This window comes from Streptomyces sp. NPDC107522, from assembly GCF_055657525.1.
This window is the reverse complement of the sequence record NZ_JBVKAU010000002.1, coordinates 1027996-1052161: the sequence shown is the minus strand read 5'-3', so window position 1 is coordinate 1052161 and position 24166 is coordinate 1027996. Positions and strand designations below refer to the sequence as shown.

Here is a 24166-nt window from a genome sequence, read left to right as displayed (position 1 = left end):
GCTACTTGCGCCAGAAGCGGATGTCGCTCCACTCCACGGTGGCCGGCCCGCTGCCGCTGTTGGTGCGGTAGGCGCCAAACTTGTCGTAGAAGCTGCCGCCGGGGCTCGCGTAGGTGTGCTTGAGCGAGCCGTTGATGTAGGTGCGGTGCTCGGCGCCGACCTGGTGGACCGTGTTGACGCGCACGGTCGCCCCGACGGTCCCGGCGTTCGAGAGGGTGGCGCCGCCGTGCACCGCGTACAGCCTGCCGCCGCGCTCGACGGCGAGCATGAAGTACGGGCCGGAGCCCGACTCGTGGAACGTCTGCTTGAGGCTGATCCGGGTGCCGCTGAGGCTGGTGATGCGGAAGTAGCCCTCGAACTGGCGCGTTCCCCCGGTGTAGGTGGCGTAACGCCGTTCAGCCCGTTGGTCGCCGCTCGCGGTGGAGCAGGTGAGCCGGAACGTCAGTCCGTCGACCTGGCCGCAGCCCCGCTGCTGCACGCTGTAGCCGGGGGACACCGACTGCCAGCCGCCGGGCTCGACTTCGGCGACGGCATGCGGGGCGGCGAGCAGGGACGTGGCGCACAGCGCCGCGACGACGATGAGGGTGCGCAGGCGAACGGGCATCCTGCCTCCTGTCCATGTGGGGGGTGGGGGCCGTATGTCACGCACCCGGGATTCCCGGCTATATACGTGAACTGCGGCCTCTGATTTGGACGAGCGACAGGGACGCTAGGTCCAGACCAATCAACCGTCAAGACATCGTGCGTACACGTCTTTCACCTCCGAACCGGTGTGCCCCCGCGTGGGTTGGGGCAAGGTGGCTGTCGACGGGTTCATCTGCCTGCTGCTCCCGGCTGGCGGAACGACCGGTGGCGCGGTGGGATCGAGGCGTGCGAAGCCGCGATCCAGGGGCAGGCGAACGACGTCGAGGCAGACCGCCTGGAGCCGCAGAAGGGATGATCACCGTGACACGACCCAGGATCCTGGTGGTTGGGGCAGGCTTCGCCGGAGTGGGATGCGTTCGCCGGCTGGAACGCAAACTCTCCCCGGACGAGGCCGAGATCACCTTGGTGACGCCGTCCTCCTACCAGCTCTACCTGCCGCTGCTGCCCCAGGTCGCCTCCGGCGTCCTGACCCCCCAGTCGATCGCCCTGTCGCTGCGCCGCAGCCGCAAGTACCGCACCCGGATCATCCCGGGCGGTGCCATCGGGGTGGACCTCGCGGCCAAGGTCTGCGTCGTCCGCACCATCACCGACCGGATCGTCAACGAGCCGTACGACTACATCGTGCTGGCCCCGGGCAGCATCACCCGCACCTTCGACATCCCCGGGCTCGTCGACAACGCGTACGGCATGAAGACGCTCGCCGAGGCCGCCTACCTGCGCGACCACGTCATCTCCCAGCTGGACCTCGCCGACGCCAGCCAGGATCCGGACGAGCGCGCCGCACGGCTGCAGTTCGTGGTGGTCGGCGGCGGGTACGCCGGCACCGAGACGGCGGCCTGTCTGCAGCAGCTGACGCACAACGCGGTCAAGCGCTATCCGCGGCTCGACCCGGGCCTCATCAAGTGGCATCTCATCGACATCGCGCCGAGGCTGATGCCCGAGCTCGGCGAGAAGCTCGGCAACGACGCCCAGGAGATCCTGCGCAAGCGCGGCATCGAGATCTCCCTGGGCGTGTCCATCGCGAAGGCGGGCCCCGAGGAGGTCACCTTCACCGACGGCCGGGTGATCCCCACCCGCACGCTGATCTGGACCGCCGGTGTCGTCGCCAGCCCGCTGATCGGCACGCTGGGCGCGGAGACCGTCCGGGGGCGGCTCGCGGTCACGGCCGAGATGAACCTGCCCGGGCACGACGGTGTGTTCGCGCTCGGCGACGCCGCCGCGGTGCCCGACGTGGCGAAGGACGAGGAGGGCGCCGTCTGCCCGCCCACCGCCCAGCACGCCATGCGCCAGGGCAAGGTCGTGGCCGACAACGTCATCGCCGCCCTGCGGGGCCGGCCGCTGCGGCCGTACCGGCACAAGGACCTCGGTCTGGTCGTCGACCTCGGCGGCACCGATGCCGTCTCCAAGCCCCTCGGCATCGAGCTGAAGGGCCTGCCCGCGATGGCCGTCGCCCGCGGTTACCACTGGTCGGCGCTGCGCACCAACGTCGCCAAGACCCGCGTCATGACGAACTGGCTGCTCAACGCAGTCGCCGGGGACGACTTCGTGCGCACCGGGTTCCAGTCCCGCACCCCGGCCAAGCTGAAGGACTTCGAGTTCGTGCACGCGTATCTGACGCCGGAGCAGCTGCGGGCGCAGGTGGCAGGGAAGGACGGAGCCGAAGGGACGTCCGAGTGACGTGACGGCCGCGGCCGTTCCGCGGCACAGGGCATGCACGGGGAGCGCGTGGGAGAGAGCAAGGCGGCGTGAAGGCAGCGGGACGGCCGGTCCGGGCGCGACTGCGTGACCGTGTCGCGGCGTCGGACCCCGGCCTGCTGCGGCTGACCGCCGGGCTGCGCACGGCGGGCGCGATCGCCCTCGCGATCGCCGTGCTCGCCCTGCTGGACACCGATGTGACCCACCTGGTGGCGGGCGCCCTGGCGGCGATGGTCGCCACCTTCGCCATCCGGGAGAAGCAGCGCGGGCAGCAGGCCGGCACGCTCGCCCTGGGCCTGCCGGTGGCGCTGGCCTCCATGACACTGGCGGCGCTGCTGCACCGCCATGTCCTGGTCGGCGACCTGGTCTTCGTCGCGCTCATCTTCTGTGCCGTCTACGGCCGCAGATTCGGCGACCGCGGCACCGCGCTCGGTCTGATCGGCTTCCAGATCTACTTCGTGTCCCTCTTCGTCGGTGCCACCGTCTCCGACCTGCCGGAGTTGTACGGCGCGGTCGCCGTGGCCTTCGCGTGCAGCGCGCTGGTGCGTTTCGCGCTCGTCCCGGAGACGCCGGCACGAGTGCTTCAGCGGCTGCGCGAGGCCTTCCGGGCCAGGCTGGCCCAGCTGCTGTCGGCGCAGCTCGACCTGCTCGACGCCGGGCCCGAGGAGGCGGACGGGGCCCTGGAGCAGGTGCGCGAGGGCACCGCGCGCCTGCACGAGACGGCTCTGCTCATCCAGAGCCGGCTGGCCGAGGGGACCGCCGACGAGGCCGTGGCCCGGCTCGTCCAGCGGCGCGTCGCGGATGCCGAGATCGCCGCCGAGCGCCTTGGCCTGGCGGTGCTCCGGGCTCGCGGAGCCGAGCGGGTGGACACGCTGGCCCTGCATCTGCCGGGCGCCCCCGTCCCTTCGGGCGGGCGGCAGCCCGTACGGGACGAGTCGACCACCGTGCTGCGCCGAGACCTCCGGGCGCTGCGCCTGCTCGTGCTGCGCCCCGTCGACCAGGCTCCGGGAACCGCGGTCTCGCACGTCCGCAACCGGCTCCTCGGCTACCGCGACGACGAGAACCTGCCCGACGCGCCGCCCGCCGTGCAGGACGTCTTCCGGGCCGTCGGCGAGGCCGCCCGCGCGGTCCTCGGACTGCGGATCGCGCTCGGCGGGGCCCAGGACGAATCGGACGACACTCCGGCCACGGCCCGCTCGCGCGAGGAGCTCGACGCCGAGGACGCCGTACTCGACGCCGCCGACCAGGAGCCCCCGGAGGAGCCCACCGGGCTGCGACGGCCCACGACACGTGCCGCCGTGCAGGTCGCCGTGGGGTCGTCGCTGGCCATGGTCGGCGGCGAGCTGCTGTCCCGGGACCGCTGGTACTGGGCGGTCCTGACCTGCTGGATCGTGTTCCTCAACACCGCCTCCACGGGCGAAATCCTCGTCAAGGGCTACCGCCGCCTGCTGGGCACCGTCCTCGGGGTCCTGGCCGGCATCGTGCTGGCGGGCGCGGTCGGGCGGCACACCTGGACGGCGTTCGCGCTGGTGCTGCTGTTCGTCTTCGCGATGTTCTACTCGGCACCGCTGTCCTACACGCTGGTGTCCTTCTTCGTCACGGCGGCACTGGGGCTGCTCTACACCCTGCTGCACACCTACAGCCTCTCGGTGCTCGTGCTGCGCATCGAGGAGACGGCGCTGGGCGCGGCCTGCGGGGTGATCGCGGCCGCGTTCGTGCTTCCGGTGCAGACGGACCGCCGTACGAACGAACTCCTCGCCACCGTGCTGGCACGGCTCGGCGACGTCACCCGCGGCGCCGTGGACCAGCTCAGCGGCGGCCCGGCCGACGAGCTGCTCGACCAGGCGCGCGATCTGGACCAGGCGCTGGCCGATCTGCGGGCGGCCACGCAGCCTCTCACGCACCCGGTGACGCCACTGCGGGCCCGGCGGGAGACCGCCCGCCATGTCGTCGCCCTGCTCGAGACGTGCGCGTACCACGCGCGGTCGCTCGCCGCGACCGCCGAGCTGCTGCCCACCCACCCCTCGATCGCGGCGGACCCTCGGCTGCGCCGGGCCGCCGGGCGCATCGCGCACAACCTCGAGGCGATCTCCGCTCATGTCACCGACGAACACGCCACGGACAGGATCGAGACCGGCCCGAGCATCGCCTCCCTCCTGGGACCGGCCGGCGCCGGCGCACCGCGCTACGGCCGGGTCACCGACCGCGTCCTGCGGCATCTGCAGCGGCTGGACGAGGGCGTGACGGGTCTGGCGAGGCCGCTGGGCGTCCCCGTGACGGCGCCGAAGAGCTGAACCCGGGGGTGGCGACCGGCCGCGGACCTGCTCACCGACGCCGATACGGGGTACGCGGATGTCATGACCGATGTCGTGGACTCAGACGAACTGTTGCGGCGCATGCAGCGTGCCAGGGCCTACGCACGACGGGAGGAGCGGACATGGCGGGCCCGCAGCGACGAGCTGGGGCAGGCCGACCCCGCGGGGGCCCGTGACGCCGCGGTGCGGACGCTGGCCTACGAGACCGTGATCAGGGTGCTGGACGAGTTCCTGACCCCCGGCAAGCACGACCAGGAGGACTGACCGGGCGGATTGGCGTCGCCCCTGGCGGGAACCCGGGTGTGCATGACAGCCGATCACACCCGAGCACCGGTCCTGGAGGCGCTGGCCGACTACCACCGCCGTGGGCGGATGTCGTTCACGCCGCCCGGTCACAAGCAGGCGCGCGGCGCCGATCCCGCGGTGCGGGAGGTGCTGGGCGACGCGGTGTTCCTCGGTGACGTGCTGGCGTCGGGCGGCCTGGACGACCGGCTCCACCACGGCGGCGTCCTGGAGCACGCCGAGGCACTGATGGCCGACGCGGTGCACGCGCAGCACACGTACTTCACCACGTGCGGCAGTTCCCTGTCCGTCAAGGCGGCGATGCTGGCCGTCGCGGGCCCGCACGAGAAGCTGCTGGTGGGCCGGGACGCGCACAAGTCGGTCGTCTCGGGTCTCGTCCTGTCCGGTATCGAACCGGTCTGGGTCGAGCCGCAGTGGGACGCCGAACGGTATCTGGCCCACCCGCCGTCCGCGGAGGCGTTCGCCAGGGCCTTCGAGGAGCATCCCGACGCCAAGGGCGCGCTGGTCACCAGTCCGACGCCGTACGGCAGTTGCGCGGACCTGGCGGCGATCGCCGAGGTCTGCCACGGCCGCTCGCGTCCGCTGATCGTCGACGAGGCGTGGGGCGCGCATCTGCCGTTCCATCCCGATCTTCCGTCCTGGGCGATGGACGCGGGTGCCGACATCTGCGTGACCAGCATCCACAAGATGGGCAGCGGCCTGGAGCAGGGTTCGGTCTTCCATCAGCAGGGCGACCTCGTCCCGGCTCAGCTGTTGCAGATGCGGGCCGACCTGCTGGGCACCACCAGCCCCTCGGTGCTGATCTTCGCCGGTATGGACGGCTGGCGCCGGCAGATGGCCCTGCGCGGCAAGGAGATCATGGGGGACGCGCTCGATCTCGCGGCAGAGGTGCGCGCCGCCATAGAGCAGATCGACGGGATGCACGTCAACGACCGGGACGACTTCTGCGGTGCCGGCCTCGCCGCCGACTTCGACCCGCTGCCCGTGGTCATCGACCTCGACGGCCTCGGCATCTGCGGATACCAGGCCGCGGACTGGCTGCGGGAACACCGCAACGTCGACGCCCACCTGACCGACCACCGCCGCATCGGCACCCAGGTCACCCACGGCGACGACCACGGGACGACCGGCGAACTGCTCGCCGCGCTCAAGGCCCTCGCCCAGGCGGCGCCCGAGCTGCGCCCGGCGCCACGGATCGAGGTGCCGTCGCCGGCCGACCTGCGGATGGCACAGGCCGACACGCCGCGGGACGCGTTCTTCGCCACCACCGAGGACGTCCCGGTGGACGAGGCCGCCGGCCGCGTCGCCGCCGAGATGATCACCCCCTATCCCCCCGGGATCCCGGTCGTCCTTCCCGGCGAGCGGCTGACCGAACCGGTCCTGCGCTATCTCGTCACCGGCCTGGCCGCGGGCATGAATCTGCCCGACGCGAGCGACTCCCGGCTGGAGCGGATCAGGGTCGTGGCAGGGAACGGCCACTGACGCCGAACAGCCACTCAAACCTCTACGAGCGTGAAACCGGTCACTCACCCCGGTCTCGGTTACGCAGAACCCCCGTACATGGTTTACGGTTCATCCATAAGTGGTCACGGGGTAGACCTCAGCCGTCCCCCGCGCACCACCACCTACGGCCCTGGCTGGCCTCCCCCGTCCAGCCAGGGCTTTTTCATGCCCTCGGCGACCCGCCGACCGACAGTCCCGGCCGAAACCACGCTCCGCCGAGGTGCTCACCACGCCCGCAGCGGCTGAAATGGACGCAGGCAAGCACCGGAAGCTCAGTCCTCGGCGAGGAGCCCCGTGTCATGACCAAAGCGATCAAACTGCTCACCGCCCTTCCCCCACCTCAGCGAGAGCGCCTGATGTCGCTCGCCCGGGAGGTCGCCTTCCCGGAGGACGCCCGGATCTTCGAGGCGGGCGGCACGGCCGACCGCTTCTGGGTCATCCGCTCGGGCGCCGTCTCCCTCGACCAGCGCGTGACGTCGATCCAGCGGGTCACCGTCGCCAGCCTCGGGGCGGGCGACCTGCTCGGCTGGTCCTGGCTGTTCCCGCCGTACCAGTGGGACTTCGGCGCGGAGGCCTTCAGCCCGGTGCGCGCCTACGAGTTCGACGCGGCGGCGGTGCGGCGGCTGTGCGAGGAGGATCCGGCGCTCGGGCTGTCACTGGTACGGCACGTCGCCGAAATCCTCGCGCACCGGCTGGAGAAGACCCGGGGCAAGCTGATGGAGCAGTACGGGCAGCACCGGCGCAGCGTGCTCTGAACGTCGTACGGGGTGCGCTCTGCCGCGTCGTACGGGGTGCGCTCTGCCGCGTCGGACGTGGTGGATCTGCCGCGTCGGACGTGGTGGACCTGCCGCGTCGGACGTGGTCCGCTCCGGCGCGTCAGACGCGGTAGCGGCGCAGGGCCGGCAACGCGGCCGCGAGGCCCAGCATGAGGACGACGACCAGCAGCCCGCCGCCCACGGTCGCCGTCCGCGCGCCGAAGGCCGAGCCCGCCGTGCCGTGCAGGACGTCGGCCAGGCGCGGGCCGCCCGCGACGACGACCGTGAAGACACCCTGCATCCGGCCGCGCATCTCGTCGCTGGCCGCGGACAGCAGGATCGCCCCGCGGAACACCATCGAGACCATGTCGGCGACCCCGGCGAGCGCCAGGAACACCACCGCGAGCCACAGGCTGCCGCTCAGCCCGAAGCCGGTGATGGCGGCGCCCCAGACGACGACCGCGCCGATCACCATCCAGCCGTGCCGGCGGGCCCGGGAGAACGTGCCGGAGAACAGCCCGCCCGCCACCGCACCGATCGGGATCGCCGCGAACAGCAGTCCCAGAGCGAGCCCTTCGCCGTACGACGCGTAGGTCTCGCTCGCGAGTTGCGGGAACAGGGCGCGGGGCATGCCGAAGACCATCGCGATGATGTCGGCCAGGAAGGACAGCAGCAGCACCTTGTGCAGGGCGATGTAGCGGAACCCCTCCGCGATCTCGCGCACGCCCGCGCGTCGCTTCGTCGTGGTCTCCGCGCCGGTCAGGGGCGGCAGCGCGGGCAGCCGTACGACCGCCCAGACGGTGACGCACAGGGCGAGTGCGTCGGTGAGGTACAGCTCGGCCAGGCCGATGACCGGGATGAGTACGCCGGCCAGCAGCGGGCCGACGACCTGGCCGGTCTGCATGACTGTGGAGCCGAGGGCATTGGCTGCAGGCAGTTCACCGGCCGGGACCAGGCGGGCGATGGAGGCGTTGCGGGCCGGGGCGTTGAGACCCCAGAACGCCTGCTGCACCGCGAGCAGCACCATCAGCACGGCCACCGAGTCGACGCCGGTGACGGCCTGGAGCCAGAACAGCACCGAGGTGACCGCGATGCCGCTGTTGGTGATCAGCAGCAGCTTGCGCCGGTCCATGCTGTCGGCGATCGCCCCGCCCCACAGCGCGAACACCGCCAGCGGCAGCAGTCCGGCGAGGCTCGCGGCGCCCACCCACGCCGAGGAGCCGGTGATGTCGTAGATCTGCTTGGGCACGGCGACCGCGGTGAGCTGGCTGCCGACGGCCGTGACGACGGTCGAGGACCACAGGCGGCGGTAGGCCGGGCGGCGCAGCGGCCGGGTGTCCATGGCCCACCGGCGCCGGCCGCGCCGGTCGGGTATCGGCGCCTCGCCGGTCGACGCCGGCTGCTCCTCGGTGCTGCTCTCACTCGTGTCCACGCGCTTCCTGGTTGCTCGTTACACCTATCCGGACCAGGGTTCACTATGGCACCAGGTGTCGAGCATGCGGGATTCGATGTCTCAGCTACCGGACGCGCGCAGGGATTTCGGACACGGTCAGGCGCCCGCGATGAGCATGACTCCGAGCACGATCATCGTCGCGGCGACCAGTCCGTCCAGGACGCGCCAGGCCCCGGGCTTGGCGAGATGGCGGCTCAACAACCGCGCCCCGAAGCCCAGTGCGGCGAACCAGCACAGGCTGGCGAGTGCGGCCCCGAGACCGAACGTCCAGCGCAGCGGGCCGCGGTCGGCGGCGACCGTGCCGAGCAGGAAGACGGTGTCGAGGTAGACGTGCGGGTTGAGCCAGGTCATCGCGAGGCAGGTCAGCACGGCCCGCCGCCGTGACCCCGCCGCCTCGCCCTCCGTCAGCAGGGCACCGGCCGGCCTGAAGACGCGGCGGGCGGCGAGAGCGCCGTAGCAGAGCAGGAACGCCCCGCCGACCCAGGCGACCGCCGTCAGCACCCCCGGCCAGGCCACGACCACCGCGCCGACGCCGGCCACGCCCAGGGCGATGAGGAGCGCGTCGGACAGGGCGCAGATGCCGACGACGGCGAGGACCGCGTCCCGGCGGATCCCCTGGCGCAGGACGAAGGCGTTCTGGGCGCCGATGGCGACGATGAGGGAGAGACCGGTGCCGAATCCGGCGGCCGCGGTGGTCAGGGCGTTTGTCATGCCTTTCACGCTATGAAAGTGATCTCCTCGCGTACAGCTAAAGATTCTTAGGTATCTTTAGCTACCGTGAAGACAGAGCTGACCGAGCTTCCCCTCGACCAGGTGCGCACCCTGCTCGCGGTGGTGGACGAGGGCACCTTCGACGCGGCCGCCGCCGCGCTGCATGTGACGCCGTCGGCGGTGAGTCAGCGGGTGAAGGCCCTGGAGCAGCGCACGGGGCGGGTGCTGCTGGTGCGTACGAAACCGGTGCGGCCGACCGAGTCGGGCGAGGTCGTCGTCCGGTTCGCCCGCCAGCTGGCGCGGCTGGAGCGCGACGCGCGGGCGGAGCTGGGCATGAGCGGGGCCGGGGACGCCACCCGGGTGTCGATCGCGGTCAACGCCGACTCGCTGGCGACCTGGTTCCTGACGGCACTCACGCGCGTGCCGGAGGAGCCACCGCTCTGCTTCGAGCTGCGGCGGGAGGACGAGAGCCGTACGGCGACGCTGCTGCGGGAGGGCCGGGTGATGGCCGCGGTGACCTCGTCGCCCGACCCGGTGGCGGGTTGTTCGGTACGCCCCCTGGGCCGGATGCGCTATCTCGCCGCGGCGAGCCCGGAGTTCGCCGAGCGGCATCTCGGCGGCTCACTGGGCGACGCGCTGGTGCGGACGCCGGTGATGACCTTCGACCGGAGCGACGACCTCCAGGACGCGTTCGTCCGCAAGGTGCGGCGCAGCCGGACCGGTGCGAGTGCCGTACGTCATCATGTCCCCACCTCGGAGGGCTTCCTGTCGGCCGTGGCCGCCGGACTGGGGTGGGGCATGGTCCCGGAGGTGCAGGCGGCGCCGCTGTTGGAGGACGGCCGCCTCGTGGAGCTGGCGCCGGAGCGGCCGCTCGACGTGCCACTGTACTGGCAGCAGTGGAAGCTGGACTCGCCGGCGCTGGCCGCGGTGACGGAGGCGGTGACCGCCACGGCCTCCGAGGCACTGCGGGCCTGAGCAGGTCGAGGACGGCTCGGCAGCGCCCTCAAGAGGCGCGGGGAACTGCGCGACCAGCCACAAGATGCCCGCAGCCGACCAGCGACACAGCGCGGCACTACCTGCGCAGAACTACAACTGGGCTGCCACGCTGTCCAACAGCATCTCCAGCGCCGTCGGATAAGCACTGGTCACCATCCGCGTCGCCAGCAGCGGCGCCGCCTCGGCAATCCGCGGATGCGTACTGCGGGGCAGCCGCGCATAGGTCGACCGCCACATGTCCTCGTCGGCCCGCAGCGCCGCACTCGGCAGCGCCAAAGCCGCCGCGTCGAGGGCCGCGAAGGCCAGCGTCTGGTCGATGAAGGCGTGGTAGATGCGCACGGTGTCCGGCAGCGGGAACCCGGCCGTGCGCAGGATGTCCAGCACGGCCTCGTCGGCGGCGAGTTCGTTGACCCGGCCGGTGACGCGGCTCGTCGTCAGCACGGCGGCCTGCGGATGGGCGACGTACACGCCGTGGATGCGCAGCCCGACGGCGCGCAGGTCGGACCGCCACTCCCCCGTCGGCTCCCAGCCCCGCAGGGCCTCGCCGATGAGGGCGTCGCCGATGGCGAGGGTCAGGTCGTCCATGCCGCGGAAGTAGCGGTACAGCGTGCTCGGGTCGGCGTCGAGGGCGAGGCCGAGGCGGCGGGCGGTGAGACCGGCGCTGCCGTGTTCGCGCAGCATGCGCAGCGCCGTCTCGACGATCAGCCGCTCCGACAGGACGGTGCCGCTCTTCGTGGGACGGCGTCGACGCCGCTTCTCCTCCGGGACGACCGGTTTGGGCACCATGACCTCCGCCACTTATGCCAACGCCATTGACCTTACGTGAAGGCGCGGCGTTGTATCTCCGGCGGGGCCCCACCACGTCGTAGACCTTCAGTCGAGGGAGTCTTGTCATGCGTGTCCTGCTTGTGGGAGCCGGCGGGGTGGGTACCGCCGTCACTCGGATCGCGGCCCGGCGTCCGTTCTTCACGGCGATGGTGGTCGCCGACCACGACCTCGCCCGCGCCGAGGCAGCCGTGGCGGCCCTCGGCGGTGACGCCCGCTTCCGGGCCGAGCGCGTCGACGCCGGCGACGAGTCGGCGGTGGCCGCGCTGCTGGAGCGGCACGCCTGCGACGTGCTCCTCAACGCCACCGACCCGCGGTTCGTGATGCCGCTGTTCCGGGCCGCACGCACGGCCGGGGCCACGTATGTCGACATGGCGATGTCGCTGTCGCGGCCGCATGCGGAGCGGCCGTACGAGGAGTGCGGGGTCAAGCTGGGCGACGCCCAGTTCGCTCAGGCGGCCGAATGGGAGAAGGCGGGCGCACTGGCCCTGGTCGGCATGGGCGTGGAGCCGGGTCTGTCGGACGTGTGCGCCCGGTACGCGGCCGACGAACTCTTCGACGGGATCGAGGAGATCGGCGTCCGCGACGGCGCGAACCTGACCGTGGACGGCTACGACTTCGCGCCGTCGTTCAGCATCTGGACCACGATCGAGGAGTGCCTCAACCCGCCGGTGGTCTACGAGGCCGGGCGCGGCTGGTTCACCACCGAGCCCTTCAGCGAGCCCGAGGTGTTCGACTTCCCCGAGGGCATCGGCCCGGTCGAGTGCGTGAACGTGGAGCACGAGGAGGTGCTCCTGGTCCCGCGCTGGGTCGACGCGCGCCGGGTCACCTTCAAGTACGGCCTGGGCGAGGAGTTCGTGCGCACGCTGAAGACGCTGCACCTGCTGGGCCTGGACCGCACCGAACCGGTCACCGTGCCGAGCCCGGCGGGACCGGTCCAGGTGTCTCCCCGGGACGTGGTCGCCGCGTGTCTGCCGGACCCGGCGACGCTGGGCGAGCGGATGCACGGCAAGACCTGCGCGGGCACGTGGGTGCGGGGCGTCAAGGACGGGGCGCCGCGCGAGGTGTACCTGTACCACGTGGTCGACAACCAGTGGTCCATGGCGGAGTACGGCTGCCAGGCGGTGGTGTGGCAGACGGCGGTCAACCCGGTCGTCGCGCTCGAACTCCTCGCCACCGGTGCCTGGTCGGGCGCGGGCGTGCTCGGCCCGGAGGCGTTCCCGGCCCGCCCGTTCCTGGATCTGCTGACCGCGTACGGCTCTCCGTGGGGCATGCGCGAACAGTGACCGAATTCGCTGGGACCCCACGGGGTTTCACTTGCGCATCGACAGGCGACTCGAAAACGAGTAATGCATCCACCGAGGGCACGTACGACGATCGCAGGTGACATTGATGGACGACTGGCGAGACCACGCCGCCTGCCGCCATGAGGACCCCGACCTCTTCTACCCGATCGGCACGTCCGGACCGACCGTATTGCAGACGGAGCAGGCGAAGGCCGTCTGCCGACGCTGCTCGGTCCGGGAACAGTGCCTGCGCTGGGCACTCGACATGGACCAGTTCATCGGGATCTGGGGCGGCACGAGCGAGGCCGAGCGACGCGCGCTGCGGCAGCGGGAGCGACGCGCTTTGCGGCAGCGGGCCGGATAACCGGCGGATCGGGGCACCGCCATCGGATCCGCTCGGCTCAGTCCGGCGCGGCGGCCGCCGGCAACCGCAGGGTGAACACGGAACCGGTACCGGGCTCGCTCGCCACGTCGACCGTACCCTCGTGCGCGGCGACCAGGTGCCGGACGATCGGCAGGCCCAGCCCGCTGCCTCCGGTACGCCGGCTGCGGGACTTCTCCGCACGCCAGAACCGGTCGAAGACGTGCGGCAGGTCCTCGGAGTCGATCCCGGTCCCCGTGTCGGTGACGTCGAGGACGATGTCGTCACCGTCGCGCCGGGCGGCGAGCGTGACGGTGCCGCCGGCCGGTGTGTGGCGCAGGGCATTGGAGACGAGGTTGCCGAGTGCCTGGCGCATGCGGACGGGGTCGGCGTCCAGCCAGGGCGTGCCGTCCGCGGCCGTACGCAGGGTAACGCCCGCCGTGTCGGCGGCGACGCGGTGGGCGGCGGCGACCTGGTCGAGGAGTTCGTCGGCCCGGACGGGCTCGCGGTGCAGACGCAGCGCCCCGGCGTCGGCGGCGGCCAGGTCCTGGAGGTCGTCGATGACGCGCTGGAGGACGAGCGCCTCCTCGTGCAGGGAGGCGAGCAGGGCGGGGGCGGGGTCGACGACGCCGTCGCGGGTGACTTCCAGCCAGCCGCGGATGTTGGTGAGGGGGCTGCGCAGTTCGTGCGCGATGTCGCTGACCATGGCCTTGCGCTGGGCCTCCAACCGCTCGCGCCGCTCGGTGAGTTCGTTGAACGCGGCGGCGAGGATGCCGGTCTCGTCGCGGGTGGTGACGGGGACGCGCACATGCAGCTCCGGCGGCTGCTGTGCCGCCTCGGTCAGCGCCCGCAGCGGCCGGACGAGCCGGGTGGCGACGACGGCGGTCACGGCCACTGTGACGGCCAGCACCAGCCCCGCGGCCCCGACGACCTTGGCCTTGTTGGCCGGGGACATGTCGAACCGGACGGCGGTGGTGTCTCCGACGCCGAGGAACAGTTCGGCGACGGGGGCGACGTAAGGGTCGAGTTGGGCGCGGCGCGCGGCGTCGACACAGCTCTGCGCCTCCCGCACGGACCCGCTGTCGCCCGGTCTGAATTTCCCCAGGGGGTACCGGGTGCCGATGCGCTGCTCGGTCACGTCGACCGCGACGAAGGGCGTCACGCCGGTGCTCAGGCCGTGCCGGTCCAGACAGGCCCGGGAGCGCTCGGCCAGTTCGGCCAGGGCCTTCTCCTCGGTGGGCGTCGGGGTGTTGAGGAGCCCGTCGGCGCACGCGTCGGGCACCTGCCCCGCCGAGACGGGGCCGTCGTGGTCCGTGACGACGGGGCGGCCGCTCGGAGTCTGGACGACTTCGGCGTCGTAGCCGTTGCGGGCGAAGCACTTCTGCCGGATCAGGGCGAGCTTGTCCAGCCGGGCCCGCTCCTCGTCCGTCACCCGGTACGGGCCCACCACGCGCGGATCGATGCCGCTGCGCTGCGCCCCGCGTTCGGTGTAGGTGTCGGTGCGCAGGGGGTCCACCGTGGCGGCGGCGCGGGGCGGCAGGGCGGTGCCGGACGGTGCGGAGTCGGCGATGGTCCTGCGGTCCGGGGTCGTCAGGGCGATACGGCGCCCGGTCCGCTCGGACAGCGCGCGTACGGTCTTCTCGACTCCCGTCCAGTCGGCGTGCGTCGCGGCGTAGCCGCTGAGCCGGGCGAGGACGTCCATGTCCTCCGCGAGCACCTGCCCCTGTTCCTCCCGCAGCGCCCGGGTGGTGGTCTCCACGGCCAGCCAGGCCGTTGCCGCCACCGAGCACACGGCGATCAGCACCGTCGCGATCAGCAGCCGGACCAGGAGGCGTTTGCGCAGCGGGATGCGCCGGCTCATCCGCGGCCGCCGCTGAGCTTGTAGCCGACGCCGAACACGGTCAGCAGCCGTACGGGCCGGCGCGGGTCGGCCTCGATCTTCCTGCGCAGGTTCATGATGTGGACGTCGACGGCCCGTTCGGTGGAGGACCGGTCGGTGCCCCGGGTGCATTCCAGCAACTGCCGCCGGGAGAAGACCCGTTCGGGTTCGGCGGTCATGGCCAGCAGGATCTCGAACTCGGCCGGCGTGCACTCCACGGACGCCCCGTCGCACCGCACCTCGTGCCGCACGGGATCGACGGTGAGCCCGGCGGCGCGGACGACGGGATCCTCCCGCCGGTCGGCGGCGCGCCCGCTGCGCCGCAGCACCGTTCGGATGCGGGCCATCAGCTCCCGTGGGCTGTACGGCTTGGTCATGTAGTCGTCGGCGCCGAGTTCGAGGCCGAGCAGGACGTCGTCCTCCGTCGACCGGGCCGTCAGCATCACCACGGGGATGTCCGTGTCGTCGTGGTTGCGGCGCAGCACCCGGCACACCCCGAAGCCGTCGATCACCGGGAGCATCAGGTCCAGCACGACGAGGTCGGGCCGTTGCCGCCGGACCGCGTCCAGGGCGGCCGACCCGTCGTGGACGACGGTGGCGGTGTGCCCCTCCGACAGCAGGGAGCGGCGTATGAGTTCGGCCTGCATCTCGTCGTCCTCGGCGACCAGCACATGTGCGCACACGCGGCGGATCCTAAGCTGTTGGGGGATTTCAGCGGGCCAGCGACGTGGCGTCGCCCATGACGACGACGGGGTGGAGGTCCGGGTCCAGCGCCAGCAGCAGTTCCTTCATGTGCTCCTTCGCGATGCTGACGCAGCCCTGGGTCGGACCGTCGTGGTCGACGTGGAGCCATATGCCGCCGCCGCGTCCGGCGCCGAGGGGGCGGGTCCAGTCGAGGGGTGTGGTGCCGGGCTTGCGGTTGTAGTTGATGGCGATCACGTAGTCGAAGGAGCCCGCGAGGGGCTCGCCCTCGAAGCCGGTGCCGGTGCCGGTGAAACCGGGGCCGTGGTCGTACGGCAGCCTGGTGCCGGGGTCACGGAGCAGGCCTCCGGCGTCGGTGAGTGTGAAGACCCCGACGGGTGAGCGCAGGTCGCCGGCACGGTGGTGGTCGCTCCAGCCGCGCAGAGCGTTGTGGGCGGGCCAACTCTCGCCGGCCTCCCAGCCGACGTCGCTGCGCTCGTACAGGACGACCGTGGACCGCGAGGAGTTCTTGCCGCTTCCGGTCACGACGACGGCCTGCCGGGCGTCGGACGGCACCTGGGCCCAGGTCCTGGGTCCCAGACCGGGCAGTTGCTGTGGGGCCACTTCGAGGGGGGTGTCGGGTGTGGGGGTGCTCGTCGTCGCCGTGGCCGTGGCCGACTCGGGTGCGGGGCCGGTCGTGGCCACGGCACCACCGCCGCATCCGGTCATCAGCAATGAGGCGGCCAGGAACGCGACACGAGGTCTGTGCGTGATCATGCCTCGACCTTGACGGACACTTGTGAGGAACTCGTCAGCTCCGAGGAAAGGCCCGGCCATGAGCGTTCGCATCCGTCGCGTCTACGAACCCCCCGAGTCCGAGGACGGCGTCCGGGTCCTGGTGGACCGGCTGTGGCCGCGCGGCCTGTCGAAGGACGCGGCCCGTGTGGACGAGTGGCCGAAGGCGATCACGCCGTCGACCGAGCTGCGCCGCTGGTATCACGCGAGTGAGAGGTCGTACGAGGAGTTCGCCAGCCGTTACGAGGCGGAGCTGGACGCACCCGAGGCGACCGAGCTCCTCGATCATGTGCGGGAGCTGGCCGGCAAGGGTGCGGTGACGCTGCTGACCGCGTCCAAGTCGCCAGAGCAGAGCCACGCCGCCGTGCTGGCCCGTCTCCTTCAGGAGTGAGGAGACGGGCCCTCCGGCACGGTCAGGCCGTCTGCCGCGCCGCGGCCCGGCCCGCCGCCCGGCCCGAGAAGAGACAGCCGCCGAGGAACGTGCCCTCCAGGGCGTTGTAGCCGTGGACGCCGCCGCCGCCGAATCCGGCGACCTCACCGGCCGCGTACAGACCGTCGACGGGCGTGCCGTCCGCTCCCAGTGCGCGGGAGTCGAGGTCGGTCTGGATGCCGCCGAGGGTCTTGCGGGTCAGGACGTGCAGCCTGACGCCGATCAGGGGGCCGGCCGCCGCATCGAGGATGCGGTGCGGGGTGGCGACGCGGCCGAGGCGGTCGCCGATGTAGCGGCGGGCGTTGCGGATGCCCTGCACCTGGGCGTCCTTGCTGTAGGGGTTGGCGATCTGCAGGTCGCGGGCCTCGATCTGGCGCCGGACGGTCTCGGCGTCGAGGAGTGGCTTGTCCGTCAACTGGTTCATCTTCTCGACGAGTTGCTCAAGGGCAGGTGCGGTCACGAAGTCCGCGCCGTTGCGCAGGAACGCCGCCACCGGTCCAGGGGCGCCCTTGCCGAGCACCCGCTCCTTCAGGAAGCCCGCCCGGTCCTTGGCGGTGATGTCGGGGTTCTGCTCGGAGCCCGACAGCGCGAACTCCTTCTCGATGATCTTCTGGGTGAGGATGAACCAGGAGTGGTCGTACCCGGCGATGTCCTCGGTCGTGCGCAGGTACTTCAGGGTGCTGAGGGTGTCGTAGCCCGGCAGGCACGGGTCGGGCAGGCGGCGGCCCAGGGCGTCCAGCCACATCGAGGACGGTCCGGGCAGGATGCGGATGCCGTGGCCGGGCCAGATCGGGTCCCAGTTCTGCAGGCCCTCGGTGTAGTGCCACATGCGGTCGCGGTTGACGAGCCGTACGCCCGCCTGAGCGCTGATGTCGAGCATCCGGCCGTCGACGTAGGCGGGCACGCCGGTGACCATCTCGGTGGGCGGTGTGCCGAGCCGCTCGGGCCAGTAGCGGCGGACGATCTCGTGGTTGGCGCCGATGCCGCCGGTGGTGACTACGACGGCCTGGGCGGTCAGTTCGAACTCGCCGGCGCGGTCGCGGTTGGAGGCGACGCCGCGGGGCGAGTTGTCCTCGGCGAGCACCGTCCCCCGCACGCCGCGCGCCGCGCCCTCCGCGACGACCAGCTCGTCGACCTGGTGCCGGTGGTAGAAGGTGAGCAGCCCATCGCTCGCGGCCTGCTTGGCGTACCGGACGAACGGCTCCACGACGCCCGTACCGGTGCCCCAGGCGATGTGGAACCGGGGCACCGAGTTGCCGTGGCCGTGGGCGCGCAGGTCGCCGCGCTCCGCCCAGCCCACCGTGGGCAGGAACTTGATGCCGTGTCCGTCCAGCCAGGCCCGCTTCTCGCCGGCCGCGAACTCGACGTACGCGCGCGCCCAGCGCACCGCCCAGGAGTCCTCGTCGTCCGTCCGGTCGAACTGGGCGCTGCCCTGCCAGTCGTTCCAGGCCAGGTCGAAGGAGTCCTTGATGCCCAGGCGGCGCTGCTCCGGGGAGTCGACGAGGAACAGCCCGCCGAACGACCAGAAGGCCTGCCCGCCGAGGTTGGCGGCGTTCTCCTGGTCGACCAGCGCGACCCTGCGACCCCGGCTGGTCAGTTCGTGCGCGGCGACCAGGCCCGCGAGTCCCGCTCCGACGACGATGACGTCGGCATCCATGGCGACCGTCCCTTCCTCATACGGTGGTGTCGCTATTCGTTGGTGCGCTGTGCGGTGCTGTCGCTGCCGTCGGTGAGCAGCGCGGTGAGCAGTTGTTTCAGCCAGGCGCGGGCGTGCTCGACGTCCCTGTCCAGCAGCAGTTGGGTGGTGACCCCGTCGTATGCGGCGACCACGGCGTGGGCGGCGCCGTCGATGTCGCCGAGCACGGCGGGCAGTGCGGTGTGTCCCCGGGCGCGGGCGAGCCGGTCGGCGATCGCCCCGCGCAGCCGCGCTCGGTGTTCCAGCAGGTTCTGGGCGACGGCCGGGTCACGGGCGGCGTGCACCAGGAAGTCCGTCTTCACCAGCAGCCAGTCGCGGTCCAGGAGCAGCACCTCGGTCACCCGGTCCACGGCGGCGGGCACGTCCAGGTCCGGCCCGTCGAGGGCGAGCGCGCCGGACACCTGCTCCGCGATCAGGTCCGCGCGCTGCTGGTAGAGGGCGAAGAACAGCTCGTCCAGGCTGTCGAAGTTGGAGTAGAAGGCGCCCCTGCTGTAGCCGGCGGCCTCGCAGACCTCCTCGATGGAGACGCGGCCGAACCCCTTGGCGGCGAACACGGCGAACGCGGCATCGAGGAGATTGGCCCGCGTGCGGACCCGGCGCTTGGTGACGCGCCCGGCCGTTTCCTGCACCGCCATGTCCGGACCTCCATTCGATACATGAATGTATCCGATACAGGACTGTATCCAAAGAGGCGGATCGAGAAGAGCAGTCGGGCCTTCGAAGGCTGCGAACGCGATGGGAACGTATTTTCGATTCAGGGGTACGCTGGAAGCATGGCCACGCACCTCCAGGGCTCCCTGTTCGACCAGACCGACGAACTGCGGCTCGGGTCCCTCGCCGCGGTCCGCCGCACCCGGCTCGCCCATGGCGCCTGGATCGACGTCCTTCCCGGCTGGCTCACCGGGGCCGACGCCCTGTTCGAGCAGCTGGCCGCCGAGGTGCCGTGGCGTGCGGAGCGCCGCAAGATGTACGACAACGTGGTCGACGTACCTCGGCTGCTCGCCTTCTACGGCGCGGAGGACGCGCTCCCGCATCCCGTGCTCGCGGAGGCCCGTGACGCGCTGTCCGCGCACTACGCCGAGGAGCTGGGCGAGCCGTTCACCACGGCGGGGCTCTGCTACTACCGCGACGGCCGGGACAGCGTCGCCTGGCACGGGGACCGGATCGGGCGGGGCGCGCGCGAGGACACGATGGTGGCGATCCTCTCTGTGGGCGCGCCCCGGGATCTGCTGCTGCGCCCCGCGCGGGGCGGCGGCGAGACGGTACGCCGTCCGCTGGGGCACGGCGACCTCATCGTGATGGGCGGCTCCTGCCAGCGGACCTGGGAGCACTCCATACCGAAGACCACGCGCGCCACGGGACCGCGCATCAGCATCCAGTTCCGCCCGCACGGCGTGCACTGAAGCGGAGAGGCGGCCGCTTCGGGTGCGCGCGGGGGCTGCCTCCGGCGGACGGTGCCGGAGGCAGCCCTTCCTCTGGGCGAACCCGTGTCGTGCCCCCACACTGGGGCGGATGAGCGCGCAAACCCGGGCACCGGCCACCGCTCCCCGGCGCGGCGAGTTGGACACGCTGCGGGTCTTCGTCGTGCTCGGGCTGGTCTTCTTCCACTCCGGCCTCGTCTTCTCGCCGGACGACGACTTCTACGTCAAGAACGCGGAGACGACCGATGCCGTGACCGTGCTGGCCGGGTTCGGGGTCGTGTGGGCGATGCCCATGCTGTTCCTCGTCGCCGGGCTCGGCTCGCGCTACTCGATCCGGCGTCGCGGAGCTGCCCGCTTCATGCGTGAGCGCTTGTTGCGCCTGGGTGTTCCGCTGGTCTTCGCGACGCTCGTGCTGTGCCCGCTCCCCCAGTGGTTGCGGCTGCGGGCCGCCGACCCCGGCTACGACGAGTCGTACGGACGTTTCTGGACCCGTTTCCTCACCGTCCACCTCGATGCGGCCGACTTCCCCTTCGTCCTCGAAGGGGAACACTTCGAGACCGGCCATCTGTGGTTCGTCGTCCTCCTCCTCGTCTTCAGTCTGCTGCTCGCCCCGGTCGCGGCGCCGCTCGCGGCCCGGTCGGAGCGTGCGGCCCAGGCGGTGGTCCGGCGCCCGGCCCTGCTCCTGCTGCCCGCGCTGCCGCTCGCCGCGATCAACGCGTTCCTGGGCATGGAGGAGGGCTTCGCGGGCTGGAACCGCTGGGCCTACCTGGTGTTCTTCCTCTTCGGTTACGCCCTCGCCGACGACGGGCACGTCCGAGCCGCGCTGCGCCGACTCGCCCTGCCGACGGGCGTGTTCGGGCTGCTCCTGTTCGCGGGGACCGCGCCCGGGTTTCTCTCCCTGGACGACCCGTTCACCGAGGGGAGCCCGTTCGCGCTGGTGACCCGGGCGGCCTTCGGGGCGGCGGGCTGGTGCTGGGTCGTCGCGATCCTCGGGCTGCTGGACCGGCCGCGGGAGCCCCGTCCGCCGTCGCGCGCGATGATGTATCTCGGGCTCGCCGCCCTGCCGTTGTACGTGCTGCACCAGCCGGTCGTCGTCGCCCTCGCGTACGCCGTGGTGGGCTGGTCCGCGCCGATCCTGATCAAGTACGCGGTGATCGTGACGGGTTCGCTGGCGGTGATCTTCCTGGTGTACGAGGTCCTGGTGCGCAGAACGCGGGTGACGCGGTTCCTGTTCGGAATGCGTCCCGACCCGGCGGTCACACCGTCCCCCTGATCTGCTTTGCTGTGTCCGTCGGGCACGGACCTCACCACGCGGGACGATCATGCGGGCAGATGTGCAGCAAGTCGCGGACGGCACCTACCTGGTGCACGGCAGCAACACGAACTGGGTGATCCTGACCGAGGGGGACGAGGTCACGCTGATCGACACCGGCTATCCCGGCGACCGGGCAAAACTCCTCGCCTCGCTCGCGGAGGTGGGCAGTGCACCGGAGGCGGTCAGCGCCGTACTGATCACCCACGCGCACACGGACCACCTGGGCAACGCCGAGTACCTGCGCACCACGTACGGCACGCCCATATACCTCCACCAGGCCGAAGTGCCGCACGCCCGGCGGGAGTTCCTGCACCAGGTGAACGTGGGGACGGTCCTCAGGAACGGCTGGCGGCCGGGCGTCCTGCCCTGGGCGGTCCACGCGATCCGCTCCGGCGGCACCGCGCACGTGCCCGTCACCACCCCCGAGCCGTTCCCGTCGGCAGGGCGACTCGACCTGCCGGGCCGCCCCGTCCCGGTGCACACGCCCGGCCACACCGACGGCCACTGCGCCTACCACCTGCCGGACATCGGCGTGCTGATCGCGGGCGACGCCCTGGTCAGCGGGCACCCCACCTCGCGGATCAAGGGGCCGCAGCTGCTGCCGGACATGTTCCACCGCGAGCGCACCCAGGCCGTGGCCTCCCTGGACGTACTCGAAGGCCTCAAGGGCGATGTCCTGCTGCCCGGGCACGGGCCGCTGCACCGCGGCTCGGTGCGAGAAGCTGCTCTTCAGGCCCGGGAGCGCGCGCTCTAGGGTGAGGTGACGATCACCGGCGAGGCAAGGACGAGCGGCCCATGGCACTGCAGATCAGCGCGACGAACCCGGAGCACCCCGCGCTCCTGCTGGAACTGCCCTGGCATCTGCCCCTGGAGGAGTGGCCGGAGGATGTCCTCGTCCCGCTGCCGCGCGGTATCTCACGGCACATCGTGCGCTACGCCCGGGCCGGCGACGAGGTGATCGCCGTCAAGGAGCTCGCCGAGCGCCCCGCGCTGCGCGAGTACGAGCTGCTGCGGGACCTCGACCGGCTCGGCATCCCCGCGGTCGACCCGCTGGCCGTGGTCACCGGCCGCACCGACCCCGCCGGCGACGCGCTGGAGTCGGTGCTGGTCACCCGGCACCTGCGCGGCTCGCAGCCGTACCGCTCGATGTTCGAGACGACGATGCGCCCGGCGACCATGCACCGCCTCATGGACGCGCTGGCCGTGCTGCTGGTCCGCCTCCACCTCGCCGGGTTCGCGTGGGGCGACTGCTCGCTGTCCAACACGCTGTTCCGGCGTGACGCGGGCGCCTACGCCGCGTATCTGGTGGACGCCGAGACCGGCGATCTGCACCCCCAGCTCAGCACCGGCCAGCGCGACTACGACCTGGAGCTCGCCCGGGTCAACATCAGCGGCGAGCTGCTGGACCTGGAGGCGTCCGGAGCGCTGCACCCGTCGGTGGATCCGATCGAGTTCGGCATGGAGATCTGCGCGCGCTACGGCAGCCTGTGGGAGGAACTGACCCGCACGTCGGTGTACCCGGCGGGCAAGTACCACTACATAGAGCGCCGGATCCGCCGCCTGAACGAGCTCGGTTTCGACGTGGCCGAGATGCAGATCGAGCACGCGACCAACGGCGACACGGTCACCTTCGTGCCCAAGGTCGTCGACGCCGGCCACCACCAGCGTCAGCTGCTGCGCCTGACGGGCCTGGACACCGAGGAGAACCAGGCCCGCCGGCTCCTGAACGATCTGGAGAGCTGGATGGCCACCCAGGACGACTACGCCCCGGGCGACCCTCTCGGCGCCCGCCCCGAGGTGCTCGCCCACCGCTGGGTGCGCGACGTCTTCCGCCCCACCGTGCGGGCCGTACCGCTGGAGCTGCGCGGGTCGATGGACCCGGCCGAGATCTACCACGAGCTGCTCGAACACCGCTGGTACCTGTCCGAGCGGGCGCAGCACGACATCGGCCTGGACACGGTGGTCGAGGACTACATCGAGAACATCCTCCCCAAGGCGCGGGAGACGCTGCAGCCGACGACCTCCGACTGACCCGATCGTCCGCGGTGATTCGGTCGTGTGCGGTGATTCAGTCGTGCGGCACGACGGCCACCGGGCAGTCCGCGTGGTGCAGGACGCCGTGCGCCACCGAGCCGATGCGGGCGCCCACCGCCGTACGGTGAGCGCGGCGCCCGACCACCATCAGCTGGGTCCGCCCGGCCACCGACAGCAGCACCTGCCCGGCGCTGCCCATCTCCACGTGCTCGACGACGTGGACGTCCGGGTAGCGGTCCCGCCACGGCTTCAACGCCTCGCCGAGGGCCTTCTTCTCGTACGGCTCCAGGCCCCCGGCGTCGTCGAGGAGCTTCATCGAGGCAGGGCTGTAGGCGAACAGCGGCGGCAGGGTCCACGCCCGTACCGCACGCACGGTCGCCCCGCGCGCCGCGGCCGTCTCGAACGCGAACCGCAGCGCGGCGGCGCTGTCCTCGGGGTCGCCCTGCTGGCCGACGACGATCTCGCGTCCGGCGGCCTCGGCGGACGCCTGGTCCCCGGCGCGTACGAGGACGACGGGCCGCGTGGCCCCTGCGATCACCTGCTGCCCGACGGAACCCAGCAGGAACCCGACGACCGCACCGTGGCCCCGCGAGCCCAGCACCAGCATCTCGGCGTCCGCCGCGGCTGCGACCAGCGTCTCGACCGGCCCGCCGTCGAGGACGTCGATGGTGAACTCGAGGCCCGGATGCCGCTCGGTCACCGAACGGGTCGCCTCCGCCAGCCCCTCCCGCACCCACTGGGCCTGGGTGTCGGCGTCCTTGGCGTACCCCGCGTCGATCCCCTCGTGCGGCTGGAACCGCCAGGCGTGCACCACCCGCAGGGCGAGCCCCCGGCGAACCGCCTCCCGGGCGGCCCAGGCCAGCGCGGCGAGGCTCTCCTCCGAGCCGTCCACCCCTGCCGTGATCGGGCGCGTCATTCCGGCTGCCTCCTCATGTAATGGTCATGCCGTCGAACCCAGTCTTCACCACCGTGCGGGCAGGGCGGTGGAGTGGGAGCAAGTGCACGCCACGCGGACGTCGGGCGGACCGGCGAGGGGTCGTGGGTGATGCGGGCGGACGAGTTCTGCG

23 protein-coding genes are annotated in these 24166 nt (G+C 71.8%); 13 read left to right on the top strand and 10 right to left on the bottom strand.

The features are described 5' to 3' along the window. Position 1 precedes the first annotated feature (1 nt). The gene (locus tag ACZ7L6_RS10010; protein WP_471921748.1) at positions 2-604 is read right to left on the bottom strand and encodes a hypothetical protein; all 603 of its coding nucleotides are present in this window, start codon (positions 602-604) and stop codon (positions 2-4) included. Between the two features lie 332 nt (positions 605-936). Here ACZ7L6_RS10010 and ACZ7L6_RS10005 point away from each other — a divergent pair, with 332 nt between their 5' ends. From ACZ7L6_RS10005 to ACZ7L6_RS09985, 5 genes are all read left to right on the top strand, one after another. After that, entirely contained in the window at positions 937-2322 is a 1386-nt protein-coding gene (locus ACZ7L6_RS10005; RefSeq protein WP_471921746.1) for an NAD(P)/FAD-dependent oxidoreductase, read from the top strand. A 68-nt stretch (positions 2323-2390) separates the two neighbouring features. Further along, complete coding sequence (locus ACZ7L6_RS10000; RefSeq protein ID WP_471921744.1) at positions 2391-4634, top strand: FUSC family protein; 2244 nt, start codon at positions 2391-2393, stop codon at positions 4632-4634. A gap of 63 nt (positions 4635-4697) precedes the next feature. Beyond that, a complete protein-coding gene (locus tag ACZ7L6_RS09995; RefSeq protein ID WP_471921743.1) occupies positions 4698-4919 on the top strand; it encodes a hypothetical protein in 222 nt (73 codons plus the stop codon). 42 nt (positions 4920-4961) lie between these two features. Further along, positions 4962-6440 carry an aminotransferase class I/II-fold pyridoxal phosphate-dependent enzyme gene (locus ACZ7L6_RS09990; RefSeq protein WP_471921741.1) on the top strand — a complete coding sequence of 493 codons (1479 nt, stop codon included), beginning with the start codon at positions 4962-4964 and terminating at the stop codon, positions 6438-6440. Positions 6441-6760: 320 nt separating this feature from the next. Next, complete coding sequence (locus ACZ7L6_RS09985) at positions 6761-7216, top strand: cyclic nucleotide-binding domain-containing protein (protein ID WP_471921740.1); 456 nt, start codon at positions 6761-6763, stop codon at positions 7214-7216. A gap of 121 nt (positions 7217-7337) precedes the next feature. On the opposite strand, the gene ACZ7L6_RS09980 is transcribed toward ACZ7L6_RS09985, so the two are convergent. Further along, positions 7338-8648 carry an MFS transporter gene (locus tag ACZ7L6_RS09980; RefSeq protein ID WP_471921738.1) on the bottom strand — a complete coding sequence of 437 codons (1311 nt, stop codon included), beginning with the start codon at positions 8646-8648 and terminating at the stop codon, positions 7338-7340. A gap of 117 nt (positions 8649-8765) precedes the next feature. Then, positions 8766-9380, bottom strand: a complete 615-nt coding sequence (locus ACZ7L6_RS09975; RefSeq protein WP_471921736.1) for a LysE/ArgO family amino acid transporter — start codon at positions 9378-9380, stop codon at positions 8766-8768. Positions 9381-9446: 66 nt separating this feature from the next. On the opposite strand from ACZ7L6_RS09975, the gene ACZ7L6_RS09970 reads away from it, so the two are divergent. After that, positions 9447-10355 (top strand): LysR family transcriptional regulator ArgP, encoded by a 909-nt coding sequence (locus tag ACZ7L6_RS09970; RefSeq protein ID WP_471921734.1) that lies wholly within the window; start codon positions 9447-9449, stop codon positions 10353-10355. A gap of 111 nt (positions 10356-10466) precedes the next feature. Here the strand turns inward: ACZ7L6_RS09970 and ACZ7L6_RS09965 are convergent, their stop codons facing one another. After that, positions 10467-11159, bottom strand: coding sequence for a TetR/AcrR family transcriptional regulator (locus ACZ7L6_RS09965; protein ID WP_471921837.1), 693 nt, complete (start codon positions 11157-11159; stop codon positions 10467-10469). Between the two features lie 110 nt (positions 11160-11269). On the opposite strand from ACZ7L6_RS09965, the gene ACZ7L6_RS09960 reads away from it, so the two are divergent. Then, positions 11270-12487, top strand: a complete 1218-nt coding sequence (locus ACZ7L6_RS09960; RefSeq protein ID WP_471921733.1) for a saccharopine dehydrogenase family protein — start codon at positions 11270-11272, stop codon at positions 12485-12487. Positions 12488-12593: 106 nt separating this feature from the next. Beyond that, positions 12594-12851, top strand: coding sequence for a WhiB family transcriptional regulator (locus tag ACZ7L6_RS09955; protein WP_471921731.1), 258 nt, complete (start codon positions 12594-12596; stop codon positions 12849-12851). A gap of 37 nt (positions 12852-12888) precedes the next feature. On the opposite strand, the gene ACZ7L6_RS09950 is transcribed toward ACZ7L6_RS09955, so the two are convergent. Genes ACZ7L6_RS09950 through ACZ7L6_RS09940 form a run of 3 tightly spaced genes read right to left on the bottom strand, consistent with a single transcriptional unit; the run spans position 12889 to position 16185 of the window. Then, the gene (locus tag ACZ7L6_RS09950; protein ID WP_471921729.1) at positions 12889-14709 is read right to left on the bottom strand and encodes a sensor histidine kinase; all 1821 of its coding nucleotides are present in this window, start codon (positions 14707-14709) and stop codon (positions 12889-12891) included. Then, complete coding sequence (locus ACZ7L6_RS09945; protein ID WP_471921727.1) at positions 14706-15410, bottom strand: response regulator; 705 nt, start codon at positions 15408-15410, stop codon at positions 14706-14708. Before ACZ7L6_RS09945 ends, ACZ7L6_RS09950 begins: the two co-directional genes overlap by 4 nt. A 28-nt stretch (positions 15411-15438) precedes the next feature. After that, positions 15439-16185 (bottom strand): hypothetical protein, encoded by a 747-nt coding sequence (locus ACZ7L6_RS09940; RefSeq protein ID WP_471921725.1) that lies wholly within the window; start codon positions 16183-16185, stop codon positions 15439-15441. Between the two features lie 58 nt (positions 16186-16243). Here ACZ7L6_RS09940 and ACZ7L6_RS09935 point away from each other — a divergent pair, with 58 nt between their 5' ends. Then, positions 16244-16594 carry a DUF488 domain-containing protein gene (locus tag ACZ7L6_RS09935; RefSeq protein ID WP_471921723.1) on the top strand — a complete coding sequence of 117 codons (351 nt, stop codon included), beginning with the start codon at positions 16244-16246 and terminating at the stop codon, positions 16592-16594. A gap of 22 nt (positions 16595-16616) precedes the next feature. Here ACZ7L6_RS09935 and ACZ7L6_RS09930 read toward each other — a convergent pair whose 3' ends face one another. Together ACZ7L6_RS09930 and ACZ7L6_RS09925 are read right to left on the bottom strand one after the other, a co-directional pair. Beyond that, entirely contained in the window at positions 16617-18290 is a 1674-nt protein-coding gene (locus ACZ7L6_RS09930; RefSeq protein ID WP_471921721.1) for an FAD-binding dehydrogenase, read from the bottom strand. A 32-nt stretch (positions 18291-18322) separates the two neighbouring features. Then, positions 18323-18964 (bottom strand): TetR/AcrR family transcriptional regulator, encoded by a 642-nt coding sequence (locus tag ACZ7L6_RS09925; protein WP_471921719.1) that lies wholly within the window; start codon positions 18962-18964, stop codon positions 18323-18325. A 138-nt stretch (positions 18965-19102) separates the two neighbouring features. On the opposite strand from ACZ7L6_RS09925, the gene ACZ7L6_RS09920 reads away from it, so the two are divergent. From ACZ7L6_RS09920 to ACZ7L6_RS09905, 4 genes are all read left to right on the top strand, one after another. Next, positions 19103-19732: an alpha-ketoglutarate-dependent dioxygenase AlkB family protein gene (locus ACZ7L6_RS09920; RefSeq protein WP_471921717.1), complete on the top strand. Its 630-nt coding sequence runs from the start codon at positions 19103-19105 to the stop codon at positions 19730-19732. A gap of 109 nt (positions 19733-19841) precedes the next feature. Further along, positions 19842-21023, top strand: a complete 1182-nt coding sequence (locus ACZ7L6_RS09915; RefSeq protein WP_471921715.1) for an acyltransferase family protein — start codon at positions 19842-19844, stop codon at positions 21021-21023. A gap of 49 nt (positions 21024-21072) precedes the next feature. Next, positions 21073-21819 carry an MBL fold metallo-hydrolase gene (locus ACZ7L6_RS09910; RefSeq protein WP_471921713.1) on the top strand — a complete coding sequence of 249 codons (747 nt, stop codon included), beginning with the start codon at positions 21073-21075 and terminating at the stop codon, positions 21817-21819. 41 nt (positions 21820-21860) lie between these two features. Then, positions 21861-23096: a DUF4032 domain-containing protein gene (locus ACZ7L6_RS09905; protein ID WP_471921711.1), complete on the top strand. Its 1236-nt coding sequence runs from the start codon at positions 21861-21863 to the stop codon at positions 23094-23096. A 37-nt stretch (positions 23097-23133) separates the two neighbouring features. Here ACZ7L6_RS09905 and ACZ7L6_RS09900 read toward each other — a convergent pair whose 3' ends face one another. Continuing rightward, on the bottom strand, positions 23134-24015 hold the full coding sequence (locus tag ACZ7L6_RS09900; protein WP_471921709.1) for a universal stress protein: 882 nt from the start codon (positions 24013-24015) through the stop codon (positions 23134-23136). Between the last annotated feature and the right edge of the window lie 151 nt (positions 24016-24166).